This is a genomic window from Mycoplasmopsis agalactiae (assembly GCF_000089865.1).
In the GTDB taxonomy this organism is placed as follows: Bacteria; Bacillota_I; Bacilli_A; order Mycoplasmatales; family Metamycoplasmataceae; genus Mycoplasmopsis; species Mycoplasmopsis agalactiae_B.
On record NC_013948.1, the window covers coordinates 434301 to 454620 of the forward strand.

The 20320-nt window shown below is 29.4% G+C and carries 19 protein-coding genes; 15 read left to right on the forward strand and 4 right to left on the reverse strand.

All coding sequences use genetic code 4. From position 1 onward, the window contains the following. Nucleotides 1-223: 223 nt before the first annotated feature. Nucleotides 224-985, reverse strand: a complete 762-nt coding sequence (locus MAGA_RS01880) for an MAGa3780 family membrane protein (RefSeq protein ID WP_013022001.1) — start codon at nt 983-985, stop codon at nt 224-226. A 117-nt stretch (nt 986-1102) separates the two neighbouring features. Here MAGA_RS01880 and trpS point away from each other — a divergent pair, with 117 nt between their 5' ends. Genes trpS through MAGA_RS04420 form a run of 3 tightly spaced genes read left to right on the forward strand, consistent with a single transcriptional unit; the run spans nt 1103 to nt 4287 of the window. Beyond that, the gene (gene trpS, locus MAGA_RS01885) at nt 1103-2098 is read left to right on the forward strand and encodes a tryptophan--tRNA ligase (protein WP_013022002.1); all 996 of its coding nucleotides are present in this window, start codon (nt 1103-1105) and stop codon (nt 2096-2098) included. 7 nt (nt 2099-2105) lie between these two features. Next, entirely contained in the window at nt 2106-3854 is a 1749-nt protein-coding gene (thrS, locus tag MAGA_RS01890) for a threonine--tRNA ligase (protein WP_013022003.1), read from the forward strand. Then, the gene (locus MAGA_RS04420) at nt 3847-4287 is read left to right on the forward strand and encodes an MAG3450 family membrane protein (RefSeq protein ID WP_013022004.1); all 441 of its coding nucleotides are present in this window, start codon (nt 3847-3849) and stop codon (nt 4285-4287) included. Before thrS ends, MAGA_RS04420 begins: the two co-directional genes overlap by 8 nt. Nucleotides 4288-4378: 91 nt before the next feature. Here MAGA_RS04420 and MAGA_RS01900 read toward each other — a convergent pair whose 3' ends face one another. The 3 genes from MAGA_RS01900 to MAGA_RS01910 all read right to left on the reverse strand — a co-directional run bounded on the left by MAGA_RS01900 (nt 4379) and on the right by MAGA_RS01910 (nt 9193). Further along, complete coding sequence (locus MAGA_RS01900) at nt 4379-5923, reverse strand: hypothetical protein (RefSeq protein ID WP_013022005.1); 1545 nt, start codon at nt 5921-5923, stop codon at nt 4379-4381. Nucleotides 5924-6388: 465 nt separating this feature from the next. Next, nucleotides 6389-7186 (reverse strand): variable surface lipoprotein, encoded by a 798-nt coding sequence (locus MAGA_RS01905; RefSeq protein ID WP_013022006.1) that lies wholly within the window; start codon nt 7184-7186, stop codon nt 6389-6391. Between the two features lie 336 nt (nt 7187-7522). Beyond that, entirely contained in the window at nt 7523-9193 is a 1671-nt protein-coding gene (locus tag MAGA_RS01910; RefSeq protein WP_013022007.1) for a hypothetical protein, read from the reverse strand. A gap of 640 nt (nt 9194-9833) precedes the next feature. Here MAGA_RS01910 and MAGA_RS01920 point away from each other — a divergent pair. The 12 genes from MAGA_RS01920 to MAGA_RS01970 all read left to right on the forward strand — a co-directional run bounded on the left by MAGA_RS01920 (nt 9834) and on the right by MAGA_RS01970 (nt 20310). Then, nucleotides 9834-10649 carry a F0F1 ATP synthase subunit A gene (locus MAGA_RS01920; RefSeq protein WP_011949524.1) on the forward strand — a complete coding sequence of 272 codons (816 nt, stop codon included), beginning with the start codon at nt 9834-9836 and terminating at the stop codon, nt 10647-10649. Between the two features lie 9 nt (nt 10650-10658). Continuing rightward, on the forward strand, nt 10659-10886 hold the full coding sequence (atpE, locus tag MAGA_RS01925; protein ID WP_004024493.1) for an ATP synthase F0 subunit C: 228 nt from the start codon (nt 10659-10661) through the stop codon (nt 10884-10886). 3 nt (nt 10887-10889) lie between these two features. Further along, nucleotides 10890-11459 carry a F0F1 ATP synthase subunit B gene (atpF, locus tag MAGA_RS01930; RefSeq protein WP_013022009.1) on the forward strand — a complete coding sequence of 190 codons (570 nt, stop codon included), beginning with the start codon at nt 10890-10892 and terminating at the stop codon, nt 11457-11459. Nucleotides 11460-11461: 2 nt separating this feature from the next. Then, a complete protein-coding gene (gene atpH, locus MAGA_RS01935) occupies nt 11462-12022 on the forward strand; it encodes an ATP synthase F1 subunit delta (RefSeq protein WP_013022010.1) in 561 nt (186 codons plus the stop codon). Continuing rightward, nucleotides 12015-13601 carry a F0F1 ATP synthase subunit alpha gene (gene atpA, locus MAGA_RS01940; RefSeq protein ID WP_013022011.1) on the forward strand — a complete coding sequence of 529 codons (1587 nt, stop codon included), beginning with the start codon at nt 12015-12017 and terminating at the stop codon, nt 13599-13601. The genes atpH and atpA overlap by 8 nt, the downstream gene beginning before the upstream one ends. Next, nucleotides 13594-14457 carry an ATP synthase F1 subunit gamma gene (gene atpG, locus MAGA_RS01945; protein ID WP_013022012.1) on the forward strand — a complete coding sequence of 288 codons (864 nt, stop codon included), beginning with the start codon at nt 13594-13596 and terminating at the stop codon, nt 14455-14457. The genes atpA and atpG overlap by 8 nt, the downstream gene beginning before the upstream one ends. Before the next feature lie 53 nt (nt 14458-14510). Continuing rightward, the gene (gene atpD, locus MAGA_RS01950) at nt 14511-15974 is read left to right on the forward strand and encodes a F0F1 ATP synthase subunit beta (protein ID WP_013022013.1); all 1464 of its coding nucleotides are present in this window, start codon (nt 14511-14513) and stop codon (nt 15972-15974) included. 15 nt (nt 15975-15989) lie between these two features. Next, nucleotides 15990-16403: a F0F1 ATP synthase subunit epsilon gene (locus MAGA_RS01955; protein WP_013022014.1), complete on the forward strand. Its 414-nt coding sequence runs from the start codon at nt 15990-15992 to the stop codon at nt 16401-16403. 125 nt (nt 16404-16528) lie between these two features. Then, nucleotides 16529-17443, forward strand: a complete 915-nt coding sequence (locus tag MAGA_RS01960; RefSeq protein ID WP_013022015.1) for a hypothetical protein — start codon at nt 16529-16531, stop codon at nt 17441-17443. Nucleotides 17444-17826: 383 nt separating this feature from the next. Next, nucleotides 17827-18846 carry a DNA cytosine methyltransferase gene (locus tag MAGA_RS01965; protein WP_013022016.1) on the forward strand — a complete coding sequence of 340 codons (1020 nt, stop codon included), beginning with the start codon at nt 17827-17829 and terminating at the stop codon, nt 18844-18846. Further along, nucleotides 18839-18970, forward strand: a complete 132-nt coding sequence (locus MAGA_RS04935) for an Eco47II family restriction endonuclease (protein ID WP_155810355.1) — start codon at nt 18839-18841, stop codon at nt 18968-18970. The genes MAGA_RS01965 and MAGA_RS04935 overlap by 8 nt, the downstream gene beginning before the upstream one ends. Nucleotides 18971-19281: 311 nt before the next feature. Further along, nucleotides 19282-20310 (forward strand): IS30 family transposase, encoded by a 1029-nt coding sequence (locus MAGA_RS01970; protein ID WP_013021693.1) that lies wholly within the window; start codon nt 19282-19284, stop codon nt 20308-20310. Nucleotides 20311-20320: the final 10 nt, after the last annotated feature.

The following is a 20320-nucleotide window of genomic DNA, read 5'->3' on the forward strand; positions in this document are numbered from 1 at the left end:
GGTTTACAAAAAAATTGAATATACAGATTCTCTAATTAACACAATGCATTTTTAAGGAATTTTATTTAAAATCAAATGTCGTTTTTATATGACATTTGTATTTTTTTAAACTACCTAAACATTTTTGAAGAAAGTATGCTATACGCATAATTAGCAAAAATAATGTAATGCAGAAGCTGTATTTATGCCAGAATAAATAAAAATCATAGCAATATCGCTATGACTAATTATTGTTTTCAGCAACCACTTTGGTTTTTTTAGGTGTAGATTTTTGATACTTAATTTTATAAATAAACTTCCACATAATTCCGAATAATAATGGAGTTATTATTGAAACAGCATAAAGAAGGAAGTCCAGAACAACTATTACTCCTGTATTATTGCCTTTATAAAAATAAGGGTTTTTGAAGTCTAAAAATCCATATACAACTGCACCTCTGCCTGCAATTATCTTGTCAAAGGTAGCAAAGAATAATATCATTGCAAAAACTGTGTATACAGTTGAAATAAGCACTGGAATTGTAAATGTAATTTTAGTTACAATAATTTCTTTTTTGATTAAAGACAAAGCCACAAAACCTAAGATAGGATTTATTGCATGTGTAATCAATGAGCGGGTAGCATTTAATGGACTAGTCCATGTTGACTTTTGGTACGATAGCAATGCTCAATAGACAACAAAAGTCATAGTTATTGAAACAACAGAAATAAATAATGCTTTTTTAGCATACATATTAGTTCATAGAACGCTGGCTATAATTAGGGCAAAACCTAGTAAAAAGTTTGATAAGTATGTATAGTATAAAAATGAACCTCAGCCTTTAAAAACTGCAAACTGTGTTGGTGCACCAGTTTTATTTAATTCATCTTTTGCATCATATCAAATCACATAAGAGAAGGAATAGAAAAGGGTTGTTAATATCACAAACAGTCCAAAACCAAGCAATCATCATCTTACATTTTTGTTCGTAGTTTTATTTTGCATGCGAACTATTATAACTATATTTATTTTTTTAATAAATAGAATTTATAATCTAAATAAACTACAGCAAATTAAACATTGCTATAATATTATTATTTAAATATTTTAAGGATCATTATTATGATTAAGAGATTAATAAGCGGAATTAAGCCAACAGGTGATCTTACTCTAGGAAATTATATTGGTGCAATTAAAAATTTTGTCAAATTGCAAGATGAATATGAAGCATATTATTTTGTAGCAGACTTACACTCGCTAACAATGGGTGATAATGATGCTAAAGAATTAGAAAAAAGAAGAAAAGAAATAGTTGCAACATATTTAGCTTGTGGTCTAGATCCTAATAAGTGCACAATTTTTTATCAATCAGACATATATGAACATACATTAGTTCAATGGCTTTTAACTTGTGAAACAACAATGGGTGAATTAAGTAGAATGACTCAGTATAAGGATAAAAGTCAAAGTGCACTTAAGCAAGCTAATGGCACTGAAAAAATACCAGTAGGCTTGTTTATGTATCCTGTCTTAATGGCTTCTGATATTTTAATTTATGATGCTGACTTTGTACCTATTGGTGATGATCAAGTTCAGCATTTAGAATTAACTAGAATGCTAGCTGAAAGAATAAATAAAAAGTATCAATTAGACCTTAAAATTCCAACTGGAATTATTCCTAAAGAAGGCGCTAGAATTAAATCATTATCAGATCCTACTGCTAAGATGTCAAAAAGCGAAAAAACATCAAAAGGCACAATTTACTTAAATGATGATCCTGAAGTAGCTTATAAAAAAATTATGAAGTCAGTGACCGATTCAGAAAATAAGGTTTATATTTCTAATGATAAGCCTGGAATATTGAACTTATTAAATATTTATGCAGCTTTAACTAATATTTCACTTATTGAAGCTGAAACTAAGTTTAAAGATTCGAATTATGCTGAATTTAAAACTGCAGTAGCAACTGTTGTAAAAAATGAATTAATAAAAATTCAAGCAAAATACGAAGAGGCTTATAAAATAGTCGATTCAGTCACAAAAACAGGAGCACAAAAAGCAAAAGAAATTTGTGCACCTATAACAAAAAAAATACTTTCAAAATTTGGATTCAAATAGAGGAATTATGAAAATTGAAGCTAATAAACCATTAAATCACACAACTAGCCACCTTTTGGGAGCTGCAGTTCAAATATTATATCCTAATGTTAAATTAGGTTTTGGGCCTGCTACCGATGAAGGATTCTATTATGACTTTGATTTTGCTGAAGCGCTAAGTGAAAATGAATTAGGCAAAATTGAAAAGCTAATGAAGAAGTTAGCAAGCAGAAATTTAGTAACTATTAAAATTAGTGAAGATGAATATGATTTTGCCAATAAACCCTATAAAAAAGAGTTATATGACGAATTAAAGTCTCAAGGCAAAGAGATAACTTTTTATGCATTGCAAGATCCTCTTAATAAAGAAATAGTATTTAAGGACTTATGTGCTGGTAATCATATTGAAAGCACAAAAAATATTAAGAACTTTAAATTACTAAGCATAGCCGGAGCCTACTGAAGAGGTGATAATAAAAACAAGCAACTAACTAGAATTTATGGCACTTCATGAGAATCAAAAGATGAATTAGATAAATATTTAGCACTTTTAGCTGATAGAAAAGAAAGAGACCATCGTAAGATTGGTAAAGATATGAAAATCTTTACTTTTAGTCCTTTAGCTGGTCAAGGTTTTCCTATTTGATTAGAAAATGGAATGTATATTCATAATGAAATAAAAAATTTAGTGCTTAAATTAGACAAAAAATATGGCTTTACTGAAGTTTTAACTCCACATTTTGGTGCTGAATTACTTTATAAAACTAGTGGTCATTTAGCGCATTATAAAGATGATATGTTTAAACCTTTATTGGTGGAAAATGAAACCTTAATTCCTAGACCAATGACTTGTCCACATCACATAATTGTTTATAACACTGAAAAACACTCATACAGAGACTTGCCAATAAGATATAGCGAACAGTCTCAGTTGTATCGTTATGAAAAGTCGGGTGCTCTTACTGGCTTAGAAAGAGTTAGGGGTATGCTTTTAACTGAAGGTCACTTGTTTGTTAGATATGACCAAATTGCTTCTGAAGTTAAAAGAATGTACAAGCAAATAAAAGAAATATTATCTATTTTTAACATAGAAATTAGCTATATTTCACTTTCATTAAGAGATTCAAATAACAAAGACAAGTATTTTAATAACGATTCAATTTGAAATAAAGCTGAGTCAATGTTAGAAAAAGCTTTGAACGATATGAAAGTAAAGTACAAAAAAGTTGAAGGCGAAGCAGCATTTTATGGACCTAAAATTGATATTCAAATCGATACAGCTTTGGGTCATGAAATTACTGTATCTACTATACAATTGGACTTTTTACAACCTGAAAAATTTGACTTAAGTTACATTGATAAAAATAATAAAGAAGTAAGACCAATTATGATTCATAGAGGCCTTATTGGCACATATGAAAGATTTGTTGCAATATTGTTAGAGCAAACAAAAGGTAACTTACCATTTTGAATTGCTCCTAAGCAAGTAACAATAATTCCTGTTAATTTATCAGAAAACTTAAGCTATGCTAAGAAAGTTGCTAAAAAGCTTTTAAATAGTGACTTTAGAGTAAAAATTGATGATTCAGATGAAAGATTGAATAAAAAGATTAGAAATGCGCAAGTTTCTAAGTCAAAATTCCAGCTTATCTTGGGTTCAAACGAAATGAACTCAAATACAGTTTCATATCGTGAATATGGAAAGGAAGAGACTACAACAGTTTCTATAAATGACTTTATAAAATTGCTTAAGAAATTAAGAAACAATTATGAATAAGTCGAAAAAACCAACTAAAGATAGTAGAGTTATTTCATATAGCCCACTACTAACTGTTTTGTTTGTTGCACTTTTTATAATTATACCTATGTCAGTTGTATGGATACTAGTTGCACCTGAATTTGGTAATGTTAAAATAACAAAGACTTTATGAATAATACTTAGTCCTGTTTTAATTTTGACTTTATCAATAGTAATTAATATTGTTTTTGTGTTAACAAATCTTTTAAATATTAGAAGCTTTAATTTTTCAATTCCTTTTGGAATAATATTTTCATTAATTATATGATTGTGTTTAGCACAAATGCCATTTTGAATAAAATATATAATTGCTCCAGTAGTTGGAATATTAGTTGCAATAGTAACTAATATTGCTGTAGGCAAAATAGAAGATAAAATTCTAAACAAAAATAAACAAAATAGCAAGATATAAAATATGGATTTGGCTATTTTATAGACTTATACAATAAACAAAACACCAAGGTAATCTTGGTGTTTTTATGCTTGAAATTGTTATTGAACAATTAGTTTTCATCATTACCATCTTGTTCTCTTGATCAATCTGAATTGCTTATGATCGAATCAGAAATATCAGTCACATGTCTTCTTGATTCATCACTTACGCCTTCTCACTTAGAGATTCCGTTAGCGGCAGCAGAGTTATCAAGCACTGATTCACTGTTTTTTTCTAATTTTTCAAGATCAACATCATATTTCTTTTTAAATTCAGCAGCTTTTTCAGCCTTTTCTCATTTCTTAGTCTCATCAGATTTAGCAAATTTTTCGTATTCTGCATTTGCTTCAGCAAACGCTTTAGGAAATTCCAACCAGTCTTCATAATCTTCGTATTCAACTGGTGTATTGGTTAATCTTTCAAGTTCTGAATCAAAATATGCTTTTTCATATGGTGAATTGTGATATTCTTCAATAATTGCTTCTTCTAATGTTTTAGGGAAATTTAACCAGTCTTCATAGTTTTCGGTTTCTATTACTGTATTAATCATCATTTCTTTTTCAGCATCAATCTCAGCAAGTTTTTCATCAAAGAATTCTTTTTCTTTTATGGTGTTAGTTGCCATTTCTTTGTCAGCAAGAATCTCAGCTTCCTTTTCGTCATAGAATTCTTCTTCTAACTTAGTTCAGTATATTCTTTCTTCTTCAGCTCCTTGTCATGCTCTATAAAATTCTTCCTCCACTGGGGCATTTGTTATACGTTCTGTTGCGGCTTCTCCATCAAGCTTTTTAAATTCAGGATCCTTAAATTCTGCTTCAATTTCAGCTCTTATATCAGCAGCATTGAGCGGACTAATAAAGTCTAAGTATTCACCTGAAATAGGTGTTTCCTTGAAATCTTTCTCAGCTCTTTGCTTGTATCATTGATCTAAAAGTCATTTTTGGTAAGCTTTTTCTTCTAAAGGAGTGTTAACAATTTTTTCTCATTCAGCTCATTGTTTTTCGTGTTCTTCATTATGAGCTCAATTAGGACTTAAGAATTCGAAAAATTCGTACCCAAGCTTGCGTTCCTTAAATTCCTTGTTACGTTTACGTCTGAATGCGTCTTGCCTTGCTCACTCTTTATAATTAGCTTCTTCGATTGGAGTGTTTAGTTTACGTTCATCTTCAGCTTCCTTTAATGCTTCTAAAAGATCCATTGTATTTTCAACTTCATCATCTTCCTCTTCCTTTTGTCCTGGTTCTGGTTGAACTGGAGCATGGCTGTCTTGAGGTTTAACTACAAAAGGAATGACAACTTTGTCGCTGTAACTACTTGTGCCATCTTTAGGCTCAATTGTGATTTTATTTTCTTTTTCATCAATGGTAATTCTTAAGTCATCAATTTTTAAAGAATTATTGCCTGATTTTAGTGCTTCAAGTACTGATTTTTCATCCTTAGCACTAATTGAGATTGAAGATGTGCCATTGAAGATTTTTGATAGTGATTTTTCAACTGTAGTACTATTTTCATCTTTTGATTTATTTGTATCAAAGCAGGACACAGATACTAAAGGAAGGAAACCAGCGCTAGCTAACCCCCCCCCAATTATAGTTAATATTTTCTTAGTTTTCATTACACTTCACTTCCTTATAAATATAAAATATTTATAACAACATTATATCTAAATCTATAAGCTAGCTATCTTCATGTGAAAATATCCATACCGTTTTCCATCTTTTTTATTAATAATATCTTAAGTATTAAAAACATACTTTAAAATGTTGCCGAGTCATAAAACAATATTTTATGGCTCAAAAATTAACTGTTAATAATTTTTATTGAACTTTTGAACTCCTCGATAAAACAACCAAACTTATGTAAATTCAATATAGCTGTTTGCTATTTTTCCACTTCCTTCATACTTAATTTACATAAGTTTAAGCTGTTGAATATTAAATTTACTGACAATTTTAGTGATTCACACCTTACTACCAACAACATAATTATTTAGACTTAGAAAAAATTATTAACATTAATTTAGAACAAATAAAGGGTGTAAAAAAATTTAAAAATCTTGCGCGCAGCAAGATTTTTTCTATTAAGAAATAATAGCTTCATAGACTTGTGTTGAAACTGTAGGATTGCTGCCCTTATTAAATTTAAAGAATCTAAATTTGATTTTTAAATTGCCTCCATCTTTTTCAACATTAACAAATCCGTTAGGATTAGCTGTTCCTTTTTTACCTCTTTTGCTTGTGTACAATGGACTGTCAGCATTGGAAATTGAATAGTCTTTTGGCAATCCTGTAACAGAACCAATTGCAATTCCATCTCATGGCTTTTGACCTTTTTCAAATTTTCCTCTTACATTTGTTTTATAGTTATAGGTATTAAAGAAAAGTTGTTTATTACTACCTTTTTTAGACGAAATTAAATCTTCATCTTTTATATCTTTTTTATTAATTGTAATTTTAATTTTAGAAATATCAAAATCAATGTCTTTATAGGTTGCTTCTTTTCCTGCTATAACCTTATCTCCTTCGTTTTTAGAACCTTCTGACGATTCTTTTATTCCTTTTTCATTTGAAATAGGTGTAGCAGGATTTTCACTATCTAAATCACTTGGAGCAGGTGATTCTTTTGCATTTGTTTCTGCTCCAAAATGATTTTGTGTGGATGAATTACTAGAATTTATAGAATTACTTAAATTAGTTTCCCCTACCATTTCATTTGAATTATCATTAGTTTTAGAGTTATCTACTGGTTTTGTAGGTTCATTATTAGGTTTTGTAACTTTTTCCTTTTTGTCATCTTCACTGCATTTTGCAGCCACAAATGGAATTGAGAATGTAGCTGTTAGAGCAGTTCCTAAATTTAGTAATAGTTTTAATTTCATAAATGTTCATCCCCTTGTTTTATTTAAAACTGCTTTATTATACATTGCCAATAAAGCTTTTACATAGATATATTGGGAAATAACAGATGTAAAAAATAACTAAGCATTAATAAATAAACATGAATTGCAGTTTTGTATATTTGATCAAAATTACACATAGTTGTTTTTCTATTTAATTTATAAAAAAACACTACCATCTAGATAGTGACATTTAACTGTTTATGTAAAAAAATAGTGCCTAACAATTAAGCACATTTTTTAAATTTTACAGTTAAAATTAAGAATTTATTTGTTGTTATTTTGATGAATTAGCCTGTTTTATAGGCTTTTTAGTTTCTATATCTCTTTAATAAAATTACTAAATACTTTTGTAAACTCATTTTCATTAATATCAAAATTTGCAAGCGGCAATGCATAAATTTTATAAGTGTCATCTTTTTCGTTAAATGCTGGAAAAGTATTTAGCTCTGCAAAAAAGTTTTCATGTCAGTAGTCTGACATTCACTTTGAGTTTTCCTTAGTTTCAATTAAGACCTGGTATTTTCTATCATTTTTTTCAATAAATAAGTAAAAGTCAGGAACTATTTCAGTTGCATTATCAAATGTATAAATGAGTGCTTCATTTTGTATGTTATTTTTTATGAGTCAAAATTTAATGCTTTTTTGATTTAGCTGATCAACAATTTGATTCTTAAAATAGTTTATAAATAAGTGTTGCTGATATGTAAATGAATCGCAAGTGCTTACAAATCATTTTTGGTCAGATAAATCTATTTTATAGGACGATTCATCACAACAAGTATTTTCAATATCAAAAATATTTGATAAATTATGAGCATAAAATTGTTTTGAACCGGTAAAGACTGGATCAAAATTATGAATATAGCTAGCTATATTACTTAGTGCAGTATTGATTGAATAATTTAATGATTCATCATAATCGTTTTCATTATTAAAACAAACTTCAACTGTATTGTCGCCAAAATAGCCACTAGTAGTAAACAGATCTAAAACATTGTCCATTTTATTGAATTTGTTTTTTAAATTTTCTAACTTAAATTCACGATAATTATCTACATATTTAGAAATAAGTGAAATATCAATATTCTTAAGTTCTAATGTTTTTGAATACAAAAAGTCTTTGCTTATTTCATTAAGGCTGTGATGCATATATTTTCCATCTTGGCTTGGAAAAACTTTTATGTTTTTATCTAATTTTTCTTTTTTATTTAAAAATATGAAGCCATTTTTAAAAAAATCACTTTGTCTGAAACCTTCTTTTAGAGAACATTTTTTTGAACTACTCAAATTATTTTTAATAATTGACTGAATTTTCTTTTTATCATAATTATAGATAAAATTATCCAATATGCCTGTGTTATAGGCTGATTGGCTAAAATCAAACTCACTAAAAATATGAACAGAATTATAGTTTTTTAATTTATCAAAATTTTCAATAACTGATTCATCATCAATTATTAAAAAATCACTATCTATACTGTTTGAACTATATTTACTTAAAAATTCACTATGTGTGCTAAAGTATAAATTGATTGATTCTTTATTTTTATTTGAAACTATTTCATTAACTTCTTTTATATCTACTAATTTGCCCATAAATTGTATTTTATAGGCAAATAAGTATGATTTTGAATCATTATTAACAAACAAGTTTTTAAACTCTTGAATATTTTCCTTCTTACTTAAAATTACAAAATTATTATTTTTTTGCGAGTAAAAGTAAAGAATTAATAATGCCAAAAAATGCTCTTTAACTATTTCATCCTCAATATTTACTAAGTACTTAATTGGAAATTTTTGACTTTTCTTACTATAGTTAGTCGCCAAAAATCTAATCATTTCAGTTTCATACTTATTTAAAGCAATTGAATTATTTAAATTTTGAATAATGATATTAGGAAGTTTAATTAACGGATCAGAACCTTTATAATTATTTGAATAATTCATTAACTCTTCTAAATCCTGAAAAAGGAATTTTTTGCTCATTGCCACCTCTTAACTTAATTCATTAATAATTTTAAAATAAAAAGAGCAAACGTTTAAACATTGAAAAACCATATTTGCAATGCAAATATGTAAAAATTTAAACTTTAAATAAGGAAATAAAAAGAAGTATCTATCAAAATTATCTTTTGCTTTTAATAAGTACTATAATTTAAATGTTATTTATATAACATTAGGAGATTGGATGCAATATGAAGATAGCAAAAAAGTTGCTATAACCTTTTTTATTATTTTTTTATATTTCTCTGCAGTGTTTGCCTATTTTTATAAATTTGTCAAACTGTCATTACTATTGGGCTATGCAATAGGCGCATCCGCATCATTTTTAACTTTTTGAATCAAAGAATCTTTTAGTTATTTAATTATTGGCAAAAATAAAAGCCAGGCAGCTAGCTTAAGCGTATTAAGTTTTATTATTTCATTAATTTTTATAGCCGGCTTAACAGTAATTTTAGTTTTTATCAACAAGCTAAGTGTCAAAAATATGAATAATATTTACACAAAAAACAGCTTTAAAATTGCTTTTTATCCAATAAATTTAATATCTTACATTTTTGGCCTAACAACTTTAAAAATGAGTTTATTATTATGTTTTATAAATAAAGAAAGAAAGGAGGCATAGATGACTACAGTCAAAAATGAAGCTGAATCTAATATATTTCAAAATTGAATTAATGGCGGCTATGCAGACTGAAATCAAAAGCAGCTTTTGTCATTAATTACTGTTGTGCTAATTTGCTTAGTTTTTTCTTTATATGTATTTATTAAAATTAAAAAATACGCAAAAGAAGATAAAGCACCTAGCGGAATTATTTTAGTGATGGAAGGCTATGTCAATTACATTGATAATGCTTTTGATGATAATACTGACAAAAGGATTCCTAAAGCCAGATTTTATGTTTTTGGATTAGCTACCTTTTTAATTATTGGTAACTTATTAGGGCTAATTGGCTTAGAACCAGTTACTACTTCTTATTCTATAGCACTAACATTTGGACTAATGTCGTGATTAGGTATTTATGTAACCGGTTTAATTTACCAAAAGTGAAGATTTTTTGCTAAATATAAAAATCCAATTGAAGTAATCGGCCAGTTCTCACCATTAATTTCAATTAGTTTCCGTATTTTTGGAAACATTATTGGCGGAAGCATCATTATGGTTATGATCTATTCACTTTTTGGTTATATTTGAACAAAAATGATTCCTAGCTCACCGCCATTACCACTTTTAGCAGTGATTTTTACACCTGTTTTACACCTTTATTTTGATGTATTTAGTGCCTTCATTCAAGCATTAGTATTCTGTTCGCTGACCACAATATGGTGAGCGCAAGAAGCAGAAGTAGAAGAAAAAAGTGTGAAAATTGATGAAAAAAGCAATGTTTCATCAAATCAAATTAAAGTTAAGCAACTTAAAGTTGCTCAAAATATCTATTAAGGAGTTATTATGGAAAAAGGATTAATCGCTATTGGCATTGGTATTAGTATGATCTCAGGCCTTGGAGTTGGTCTTGGTCAAGGACTTGCAGCTGGTAAAGCTGCTGAAGCAGTTGGTAGAAATCCTGAAGCAGCAAGCAAAATTAGAACAATGATGCTTGTTGGTCAAGCAGTTGCTGAATCTGCTGCTATTTATGCATTAGTTATATCAATTCTATTAATGTTTGCATTCAATTAAAATATGAACTTATTTTACAATTTTTCATTAAAAGCTAATATGCTTTTAAGTGCACAAAGCGGCGGAATAAAAGATGAGCTAAAGGATAAGTTTAAAACACTTTTCCCAACCTGGCCAATGTTTTTAGCCACTTTAATTGCATTTATTTTAGTAGTTTTAATTTTATGATTTTTGCTTCATAAGCCTATAAAAAAGGCAATGAAAGCAAGACAAGACTATATACAAAAAAATATTGATGAAGCAAAATTAACTAATGATATTTCTAAGCAAAAATTAAACGAAGCTAACAAAAGGCTTGCTGAAGCTTATTCTGAAGCAGATGAATTAATTAAAAATGCCAAAATTCATGGCGAAAGTGTTATTGATGAATATACACACAAAGCCAGAAATGAATCAAAGAGAATTATTGAAAAAGCTCATATGGAAATTGAATCAGAAAGACAAAAAATGGTCGATGATTCTAAATCTAATATAGCCAAAGCTGCTATTGAAATTTCTAAAAAAATTATGCAAAAAGAAGTTACAAAAGAGTCACAAGACGAAGTAATTAAAAACTTTTTAAAGGATAAATAATCATGTTTGTTAAAGCTAATGCTGATGGTTATGCTTTAGCATTATATGACCTGCATAAAGAAGAAAAACATGTAAGTAGCACTTATGAAAATATTCTTTCATTTTATGAACTTTTATCAAATGACAAAGAAGTGTTTTCATTCTTTAATAGCACTAAAATAGGCTTAGAGGAAAAATACAAGATAGCTGATGAATTAGGGCAAGAGAATAAAAATTTAAAAACTTTTGCTAACTTTTTAAAGCTTTTGATCTCGAAAAATAATTCATCCCTTTTGCTTCAAGCTTTATCAATATACATTCGTCTTGTTGAAAGCGAACTTAATGTCTTAAGAGCTAAATTAATTTCTGCTTTTGAAATAGATAATCAAACAAAAATTAAAATTATTGAAAAATTAGAAAACAAATATAACAAAAAAATCAAGCTAACTACATTCATAGATAAAAGCTTAATTTTTGGCTTTAAAATAGTGATAGGCAATGACATAATTGAGCAAAATGCCAAAGCTGACTTAGAAAAAATTTCATCTTTAATCAACAACAAAAATGGAGGCTTAAATGACTAGTAAAAGTACTGATATAAGCGCAATAATTAAAGATAGAATTAGACGTTTTGATTCAAAAATAGACTATTCTGAAATCGGTTATATTGTAACTATTGGTGATGGAATTGCTTTAGTTAACGGCCTTGATAATGCTAAAAATGGTGAAATAGTTAAATTTAAAAACAATATAACTGGCTTAGTTTTAAATTTAGAAGAAGAAGTAGTTGGTGTTGCTATTTTTGGTGATGCTAATATGCTTAGTGAAGGTGATTTATGCACAAGAACTGGCGAAGTTATTGCAGTTCCTGTTGGTGATGAATTAACTGGCAGAGTTATTAATGCTATTGGCAATCCAATTGATGGTAAAGGGCCAATTAATAGCACTAAAAGAAGAGAAATTTTTAAAGTTGCTCCTGGCGTTATGAGCAGGGTCGAAGTTAATGAACCGCTAGAGACAGGCATTATTGCAATTGATTCAATGATTCCAATTGGTAAAGGTCAAAGAGAATTAATCATTGGCGATAGACAAACTGGCAAAACATCAATTGCAATTGACACAATTATTAACCAAAAAGATAAAAATGTTAAGTGTATTTATGTAGCTATTGGACAAAAAAATTCTACAGTAGCACAAATTGCTAAAAAATTACAAGATTCAGGTGCAATGGAATATACGACCGTGATTGTTTCTGGAGCTTCTGAACTAGCACCGCAACAATACATTGCTCCTTATTCAGGCACTGCTATTGCTGAAGAGTGAATGTCTGAAGGTAAAGACTGCTTAATTATTTATGATGATTTATCAAAACATGCTATTGCTTATAGAACACTATCACTCTTACTAAGACGTCCACCCGGACGTGAAGCTTACCCAGGTGATGTTTTCTATCTTCACTCACAATTATTAGAAAGAGCTGCTAAAGTTAATTATTCTTATGGCGGCGGCTCTATTACAGCTTTACCAATTATTGAAACACAGCAAGGAGATATTTCTGCTTATATTCCAACTAATGTTATTTCAATTACTGACGGTCAAATTTTTACTCGTGAAAATTTATTCCACTCAGGTCAAAGGCCTGCTGTTGACGTTGGTTTTAGTGTTTCTAGAGTTGGTTCAAGTGCGCAGATTAAAGCCATGAAAGAAGTATCAAGTTCACTTAAACTTGAACTTGCTCAATACAACGAAATGCAAGCTTTTGCCCAATTTGGTTCTGACCTAGATGATTCAACTATTGCCATATTAAAACATGGTCATAAAGTTTATGAATTGCTTAAGCAAGAGCAATATTATCCAATTAATCAATTGGCGCAAACGGCTATTTTACTAGGTGTTAAGGAAAAAATAATCAATCCACTTCCTGCCAGTCAATTAAGAAGATATAGAGATGAAGTTATCAAATTTATGACTAAAGAATTAGAAGGCATAAAAATTGGTGAAAAAATTAAGCAAAATAATAATGCCTTAAATAGCAGTATTAAAGAAGAAATTACAACTAATTTAGTTAAAATAGTTAATAAAATAATAGCATCCTTGCATGATTATAAACCTGAAGCAGAGCTACCTATGCCTGCAAAATATTTAGAGATAAATAATGTCTAGTATTCAATCCATACAAAGCAGAATTAAAACTGTTCAATCAATCAGAAAAATAACACATGCAATGGAGCTAGTTTCATATTCAAAACTCAAAAAAGCAAAAACTGCTTTTGATGAAGTTGAAAAATATAATTTACTCATTGATCAAACTTTTAACAAAATTTTTAAAAACATTAGCCATGATGATTTAAAAGAGTTAATGAAATCAAGAAACAATAGTAAAAGCAAACTTTATATTATTGTAACAAGCAATCTAGGCCTTGCTGGAGCTTATAATGCTAATGTTATTAAGTTAGTTAAAGAAACAGTAACAAGTGATGATTATTTAATAATTATTGGCTCATATGGCATTAGAGCATTAAGACACCAATATAATGAGCAAATAATTAATCTTAGTGACATAACAATGAGCAAAAGAACAAGTACTTTAGTTTCAAAAATTATCAAAAGAGCCTTTAAATACTACAGAAATGGCACAGTTAGTTCAATCAATTTTATTTACACTAAATTCATAAACAACTTAGTTCAAGAAGAATTGTGCGAAAAAGTATTTCCTTTTAATGAAGAAATGATTCGTGAACATATTGATCGTAAAGAAATTGACTATAAGCTTGAATTTGAGCCAAGCGCTAAAGATGTTCTAGCCGATGCTATCCCACTTTTTGTTGATTCTAAATTACATTTAGCAATGGCAACTTCGCTTATCAGTGAGCACTCAGCTCGCAGAAGTGCAATGGAAAATGCCACAAGAAATTCAGATAGTTTAATAACTGAATTAGATATGGAATTTAAACGCAAGCGTCAAGCAAAAATCACTAATGAAATAATTGAAATTGTTTCTGGTGCTGATGCTGTTTAGCTCCTATAAGCCTGTTTTATAGGGCTAAAAGAAAAATTTATTAAGGAGAGTTTATGAAACAAGATAAAATAAAGAACTCTGAAAATAATAACATTGGCAACAAGGGCAAGGTTGTACAAATTGTTGGCCCAGTTGTTGACGTGCGCTTTCCTAAAGGTCAATTGCCTTCTTTGCTAAATGCTTTAATTATTAACTATGATGATAATACTTATACTCTTGAAGTAGCACAACACGTTGGTGATGATACTGTTAGAGCAATTTCAATGGTTTCAACTAGTGGCTTACCACGTGGCATTGATGTTTATGATACTGGTGCGCCAATTAGTGTGCCTGTTGGCAATAAAGTTTTAGGCAGAATGTTTGACGTTCTAGGCAATCCAATTGATTTAAAAGATGCTCCTGATGCTGAAAAAATGCCAATTCACGCTCCTGCGCCTTCATATGAAGAACAAAGCACTGAGAGTGAAATTTTTGAAACCGGTATCAAGGTTATTGATCTTTTAGTTCCATACGTAAAAGGCGGTAAAATAGGTCTTTTCGGCGGTGCTGGTGTTGGAAAAACTGTTTTAGTGCAAGAGTTAATTAATAATATTGCAAGAGAACACGGTGGGCTTTCAGTCTTTGCCGGTGTTGGCGAAAGAACTAGAGAAGGTAATGATTTATATAACGAAATGCTTGCATCAGGTGTTTTAGAAAAAACAGCCTTAGTATTTGGTCAAATGAATGAACCTCCTGGAGCTAGAATGAGAGTGGCTTTAACAGGGCTAACAATGGCTGAATATTTTAGAGATAAAGAAAAGCAAGATGTTTTATTGTTTATTGACAATATCTTTAGATTTACTCAAGCAGGTTCAGAAGTTAGTGCCTTGCTTGGCCGTATGCCTAGTGCTGTTGGATATCAGCCAACGTTAGCTACTGAAATGGGGCAATTGCAAGAAAGAATTGCTTCTACTAACAAAGGATCAATTACTTCAGTGCAAGCTGTATATGTTCCTGCTGATGACTTAACTGACCCAGCACCTGCTACTACTTTTAACCACCTTGATGCTAAAACTGTTTTAGACAGAAATATTGCGGCTTTAGGTATTTATCCAGCAGTAGATCCGCTTGAATCATCTTCGCGTTTACTTGATCCACTCGTAATTGGCCAAGAGCACTATGAAACAGCCAGAAGAGTCGTTTCTATATTGCAAAGATTTAAAGAATTACAAGACATAATTGCAATTTTAGGTATAGGCGAATTAAGCGAAGAAGATAAAAAAGTTGTGGCAAGAGCAAGAAGAATCAGAAACTTTTTAAGTCAGCCATTTTTTGTGGCTGAAAAATTCTCAGGTAAACCTGGCAAATATGTTAAAAGAGATGATACTGTAAGAAGCTTTAAAGAAATTTTAGACGGTAAATATGACCACTGCCCTGAAGAATTTTTCCTATATGTAGGTTCAATTGAAGAAGTTAAAGCAAACTATGATAACTATTTAAGCCAAAATAGTGCAAATAATGATAAGGCAAGTATTTAATAACTTAACACACTTATGCATAGTTATTCAAACTTAAAAATAGTTACTCAAGCTAGAACTTTTTACAATGGTCCTGTTTTAAGTGTTGAACTTAAAACTAAAAGTGGTGGATCAATAGTTTTGCAACCTAATAGAAGTGAGTTATTAACAACCATCGATATCTGTAAATTAGTCATAAAAGATTATCCAGATAACAAAGAAAAAGTGTATTCAATTAGCGATGGCATAGTATATGCTGATAAATCTAGCATCAACATAATTACAAACGATATTATCCTTAATAGTGATATTGATCTTAAAAAAGCTGAAAGTGACAGAGATAAAGCTATTAATATTTTAAGTAGCAACAGTGATGCTGAAGTTATTTCACGTTTTGAAATAAAACTTAAAAAAGCAATTAATAGAATTAATGTTTCACAACATAAGTAATCATAAACCCCAAATTGTGGGGTTTTTTGTATTCAAAAAATGCTTTTTTATGCCATTTTATAGTATTGTTTGCTTAAATAGTATAAAATTAAAATATAGATTTAAAGTCAGATAGAGGGGGGAGAATGTGAGTAAAATTTAATGACTGATACAATCAAGTTGTTGAAGTTCCTAAAATTTTTGGGCTAAATCACATTTTGTTCATTTGTGCCGCCATTGCACTGACAATATTTTTATTATTTGTCTTCCAAAGCGCAAGTAGAAATGTTGTTCGTGGTGCAATAATATTTGTGTGGATATTTATTTTCCTTTCAGAACTAATTTTCAGACAATTTGGTCAAATTGCATGAATGAAAGTTCATATTGGTGCAAAATATAATTTAGCATATGTGCCAGTGCAAATTGTTTCATTGTACTTTTGAGTATTACCATTTTATTTCTTTATACCAAATAAAAAATGAGAAGCATCAATGCTACCATTTATTGGAATCTCAGGTTTAACAATTGGAGCAATTTTATTAGTTTATCCAGCAGTAGTATTTTCAAATAATACACCTAACAATGTTTACTACATGTTCCAATCTGCACTAACATTTTCATTAGGATGTTATTTAATACTTAAAGGTAAGTTACCATTACGTAGTTGAAGAACTTATGTATATCACATAGTGTTTATGGTTTCTATCTTTGTTGCAACTGTAATATTAAATGAAGTTGTTTATGCTGCAACTTCAAACGAAGCAGTGCACAGAGGTATAAATTTTATGTACTTATCACACAGAGTAAAACCTTTACCATACTACAAAGATATGGTTGATCTTAAAATAATTACAGATACTAAAGAAAATGCAAGATTATTTGTTACAGCATTTGTTTTAGGACTAGTAATATTGCCAATTGCGCCTTACATGCTATTCTTCATTTTATTTAGACCATTTGTAAAAGCTATAGATGATGTTATTGCAAGCTCAGCTAAGTCTGAAAAAGACAAAGCTAATAGCAAAAATGAAAATGTAGAACTTAAAAAAGCTATGGCATAGGAAATAAACACAAAAACTTAGTTTATTGAGAGAGTTATTTACATTATAAAATCAAGTGCCGCCTAGGAAAATTTAAAAAGTTTTATCCTTTAGGTATTGCACTTGATTTTACATTTAGCTAGCTTCTTGAATATTATTGCTTGCAACTCAATAATTTCATCCTTCTATCAAAAAAGAGAAATTAAATAAACTCATTTTTACTAAAAGCATTATAAATTAAAATTTGTATAATACTTTTATCGGGCTAATGATATGCTTTATATAGCGATAGAAATTAAAAAACTCTAGACCAAGATAGTTTGGCTTAAAATTCTTTTTACAATTAGTTTTAAGATGTATTGTAGCATTTCAAAAAACTTGGAGTACAAGGAGGCTAATATATAGTGCAATTTAAAAGTATAGAACTTTTTGCTGGCGCTGGCGGACTTGCGCTTGGGCTAGAAAAAGCTGGCTTTAATCATATTGGGCTAGTTGAGTTTGATAAAGACGCATGTCAAACGCTAAGAAATAATCGTTCCAGTTGAAATGTCTATGAAGAAGATATAAGAAAAATTGCTTTAAGAGATTTAGAAAAAGAGTTCAAAATAAAAAAATATGAACTGGATTTATTATCTGGAGGAGCTCCTTGTCAAAGTTTTAGTTATGCTGGAAAGCGTCTAGGACTTGAAGACACAAGAGGAACTTTGTTTTATTACTATGCTCTTTTTTTAAGTAAGCTGCAACCTAAAATGTTCTTGTTTGAAAACGTTAAAGGAATGCTAACGCATGATAAAGGCAAAACTTTTGAAACTATTTGTCAAATTTTTAAGCAACAAAACTACCAAATTACTTACAAAGTATTAAATGCACTTGATTATAATGTTGCTCAAAAAAGAGAGCGTCTTATTGTTATCGGGATAAGAAATGACATTGTAAACAAAATCAAATTTAGTTTTCCAACAAAAAGTAAAAATAAACTTGTTTTAAAAGATATTTTGTTAGATGTCCCCAAAAGTGAAGGTGCTAAATATTCAAAAGCTAAAGAAGATATATTTAAGCTTGTGCCTCCTGGCGGATGTTGAAAAGATATTGATCCAAAAATATCTAAAGAATATATGAAAAGCTGTTGAGATATGGATGGTGGCAGAACTGGAATTTTGCGAAGACTTAGCTTTGATGAGCCTAGTTTAACTATTCTAACTACGCCGCAAATGAAGCAAACTGAACGGTGTCATCCAAGTGAGACACGTCCATTAACAATTAGAGAAACAGCAAGAATACAATCTTTCCCAGATGAATGGCAATTTTTTGGTAGTATTGCTAGTCAATACAGACAAATTGGTAATGGAGTACCTGTCAATTTAGCAAAAGCAATTGGCAGTAGCATTATTGAAGCACTTTCAAAAGGTGAAATTTATGAATAAGCCATTTATTCTCAACTTTATATCTCAACAAGATTTTGAAGAACATGTTTTTAATACAATAAAGCAATATAGAGAATCTTTAAAGTCTATGGACTTAAAAAGATTTTATTCATTAACGAAGTAAAAAGCACCACAAGTTAACTTGCGGTGCTTTCTATTGCCTTTTGTTAAAATTTGAGTAACTAACTTAAAAAGAAAGGCTTTTAAATTATATATGATTAGCAATGACAAAAATACTAGTTATTCAACTGACATATGCTTGTTTAAAAAAAACTAAATTTGCACAGCAAGTACAAGTTTAATTATGTACATTATGTGATTGATGAAACACATTGAGATGAAATACTAACTAAGTCAAATCTCAAAACCAATAAAAATAACATTAGCCCATTAAGACTTAAAGAAATTCTTGAAAGACTAATTGCAGGCTATGATATGAAAACTGTTTCTAACATCGTAGGGTTTAAATCAAGATCAATTTATAACTTATTTGACAGAATTAAAATTGAGACAAAGCGTGGTTATGCTAAATACCAAAAGAAATGTAAATTGTGTGGTATGGATTTAAAAGGCAAAACGATATATGTAATTAGTGCTCTCAAATTTTTAAACTTAATTGAAACAAGGAACGATTCAAAAAGATTAGAAAACAATCCTAAATTGCTGATGAAGCACATTGACTTTTTTAAGTTTTACGAGCAGTTACTATACTTTTATTTAAAGAATAGAAATAGTTTTAACTTGGAAAATAAAGCCGTTAAACAGTCTGTTGCTAGCATTATTTTTAAATACATAAGAAAACTAGAAGCACAAGGAAAACTTCAGAATTCATATATTCCATCAGTTCAAAACTTTTACCGTATATTGGCTAAACATAGTACTTTTGGTCTAAAATTAGATATTCTTCCATATAAATCAAATGGCAAATATGGAAGCCGCACAACTGTAAAGCACGAAACCAAGAAAAAGACAATAGGCAAACTTATTACTGAACGTCCAGAATCAGTTAATTTAAGATTAAATGACAACGATTATGAAATGGACACTGTAATTGGTTTAAGATCTGATAATTATTGCATTCTTACATTAATCAACAGAAAATCTAGAATGTTTTATTGCACTCTATCTAGAAGAAATGCAAAAGCAATAAAAGAAAATTTAGAGAAATTGATTAAGAACAATAATCTTATTATTGACACATTAACTATTGATAACGGAAGTGAAAATTACAAACTTCCAGAGATAGAATATATCAGAGAAATTTTTCATTGCCACCCTTATTCATCATCAGAAAAAGGTAGTATCGAAAATGCTCATAGACTATTAAGAAGATACGTTCCAAAAGGAAAATCTATAGATAGATATGTTGGTCAAGATCTAAAACCAATAGCAGATTTTATAAATTCACACCCAAGAATTTATAAAGGAATTTCTGGCTTTAAATGTGCTAAGCAAATGCAATAAAAATTAACAT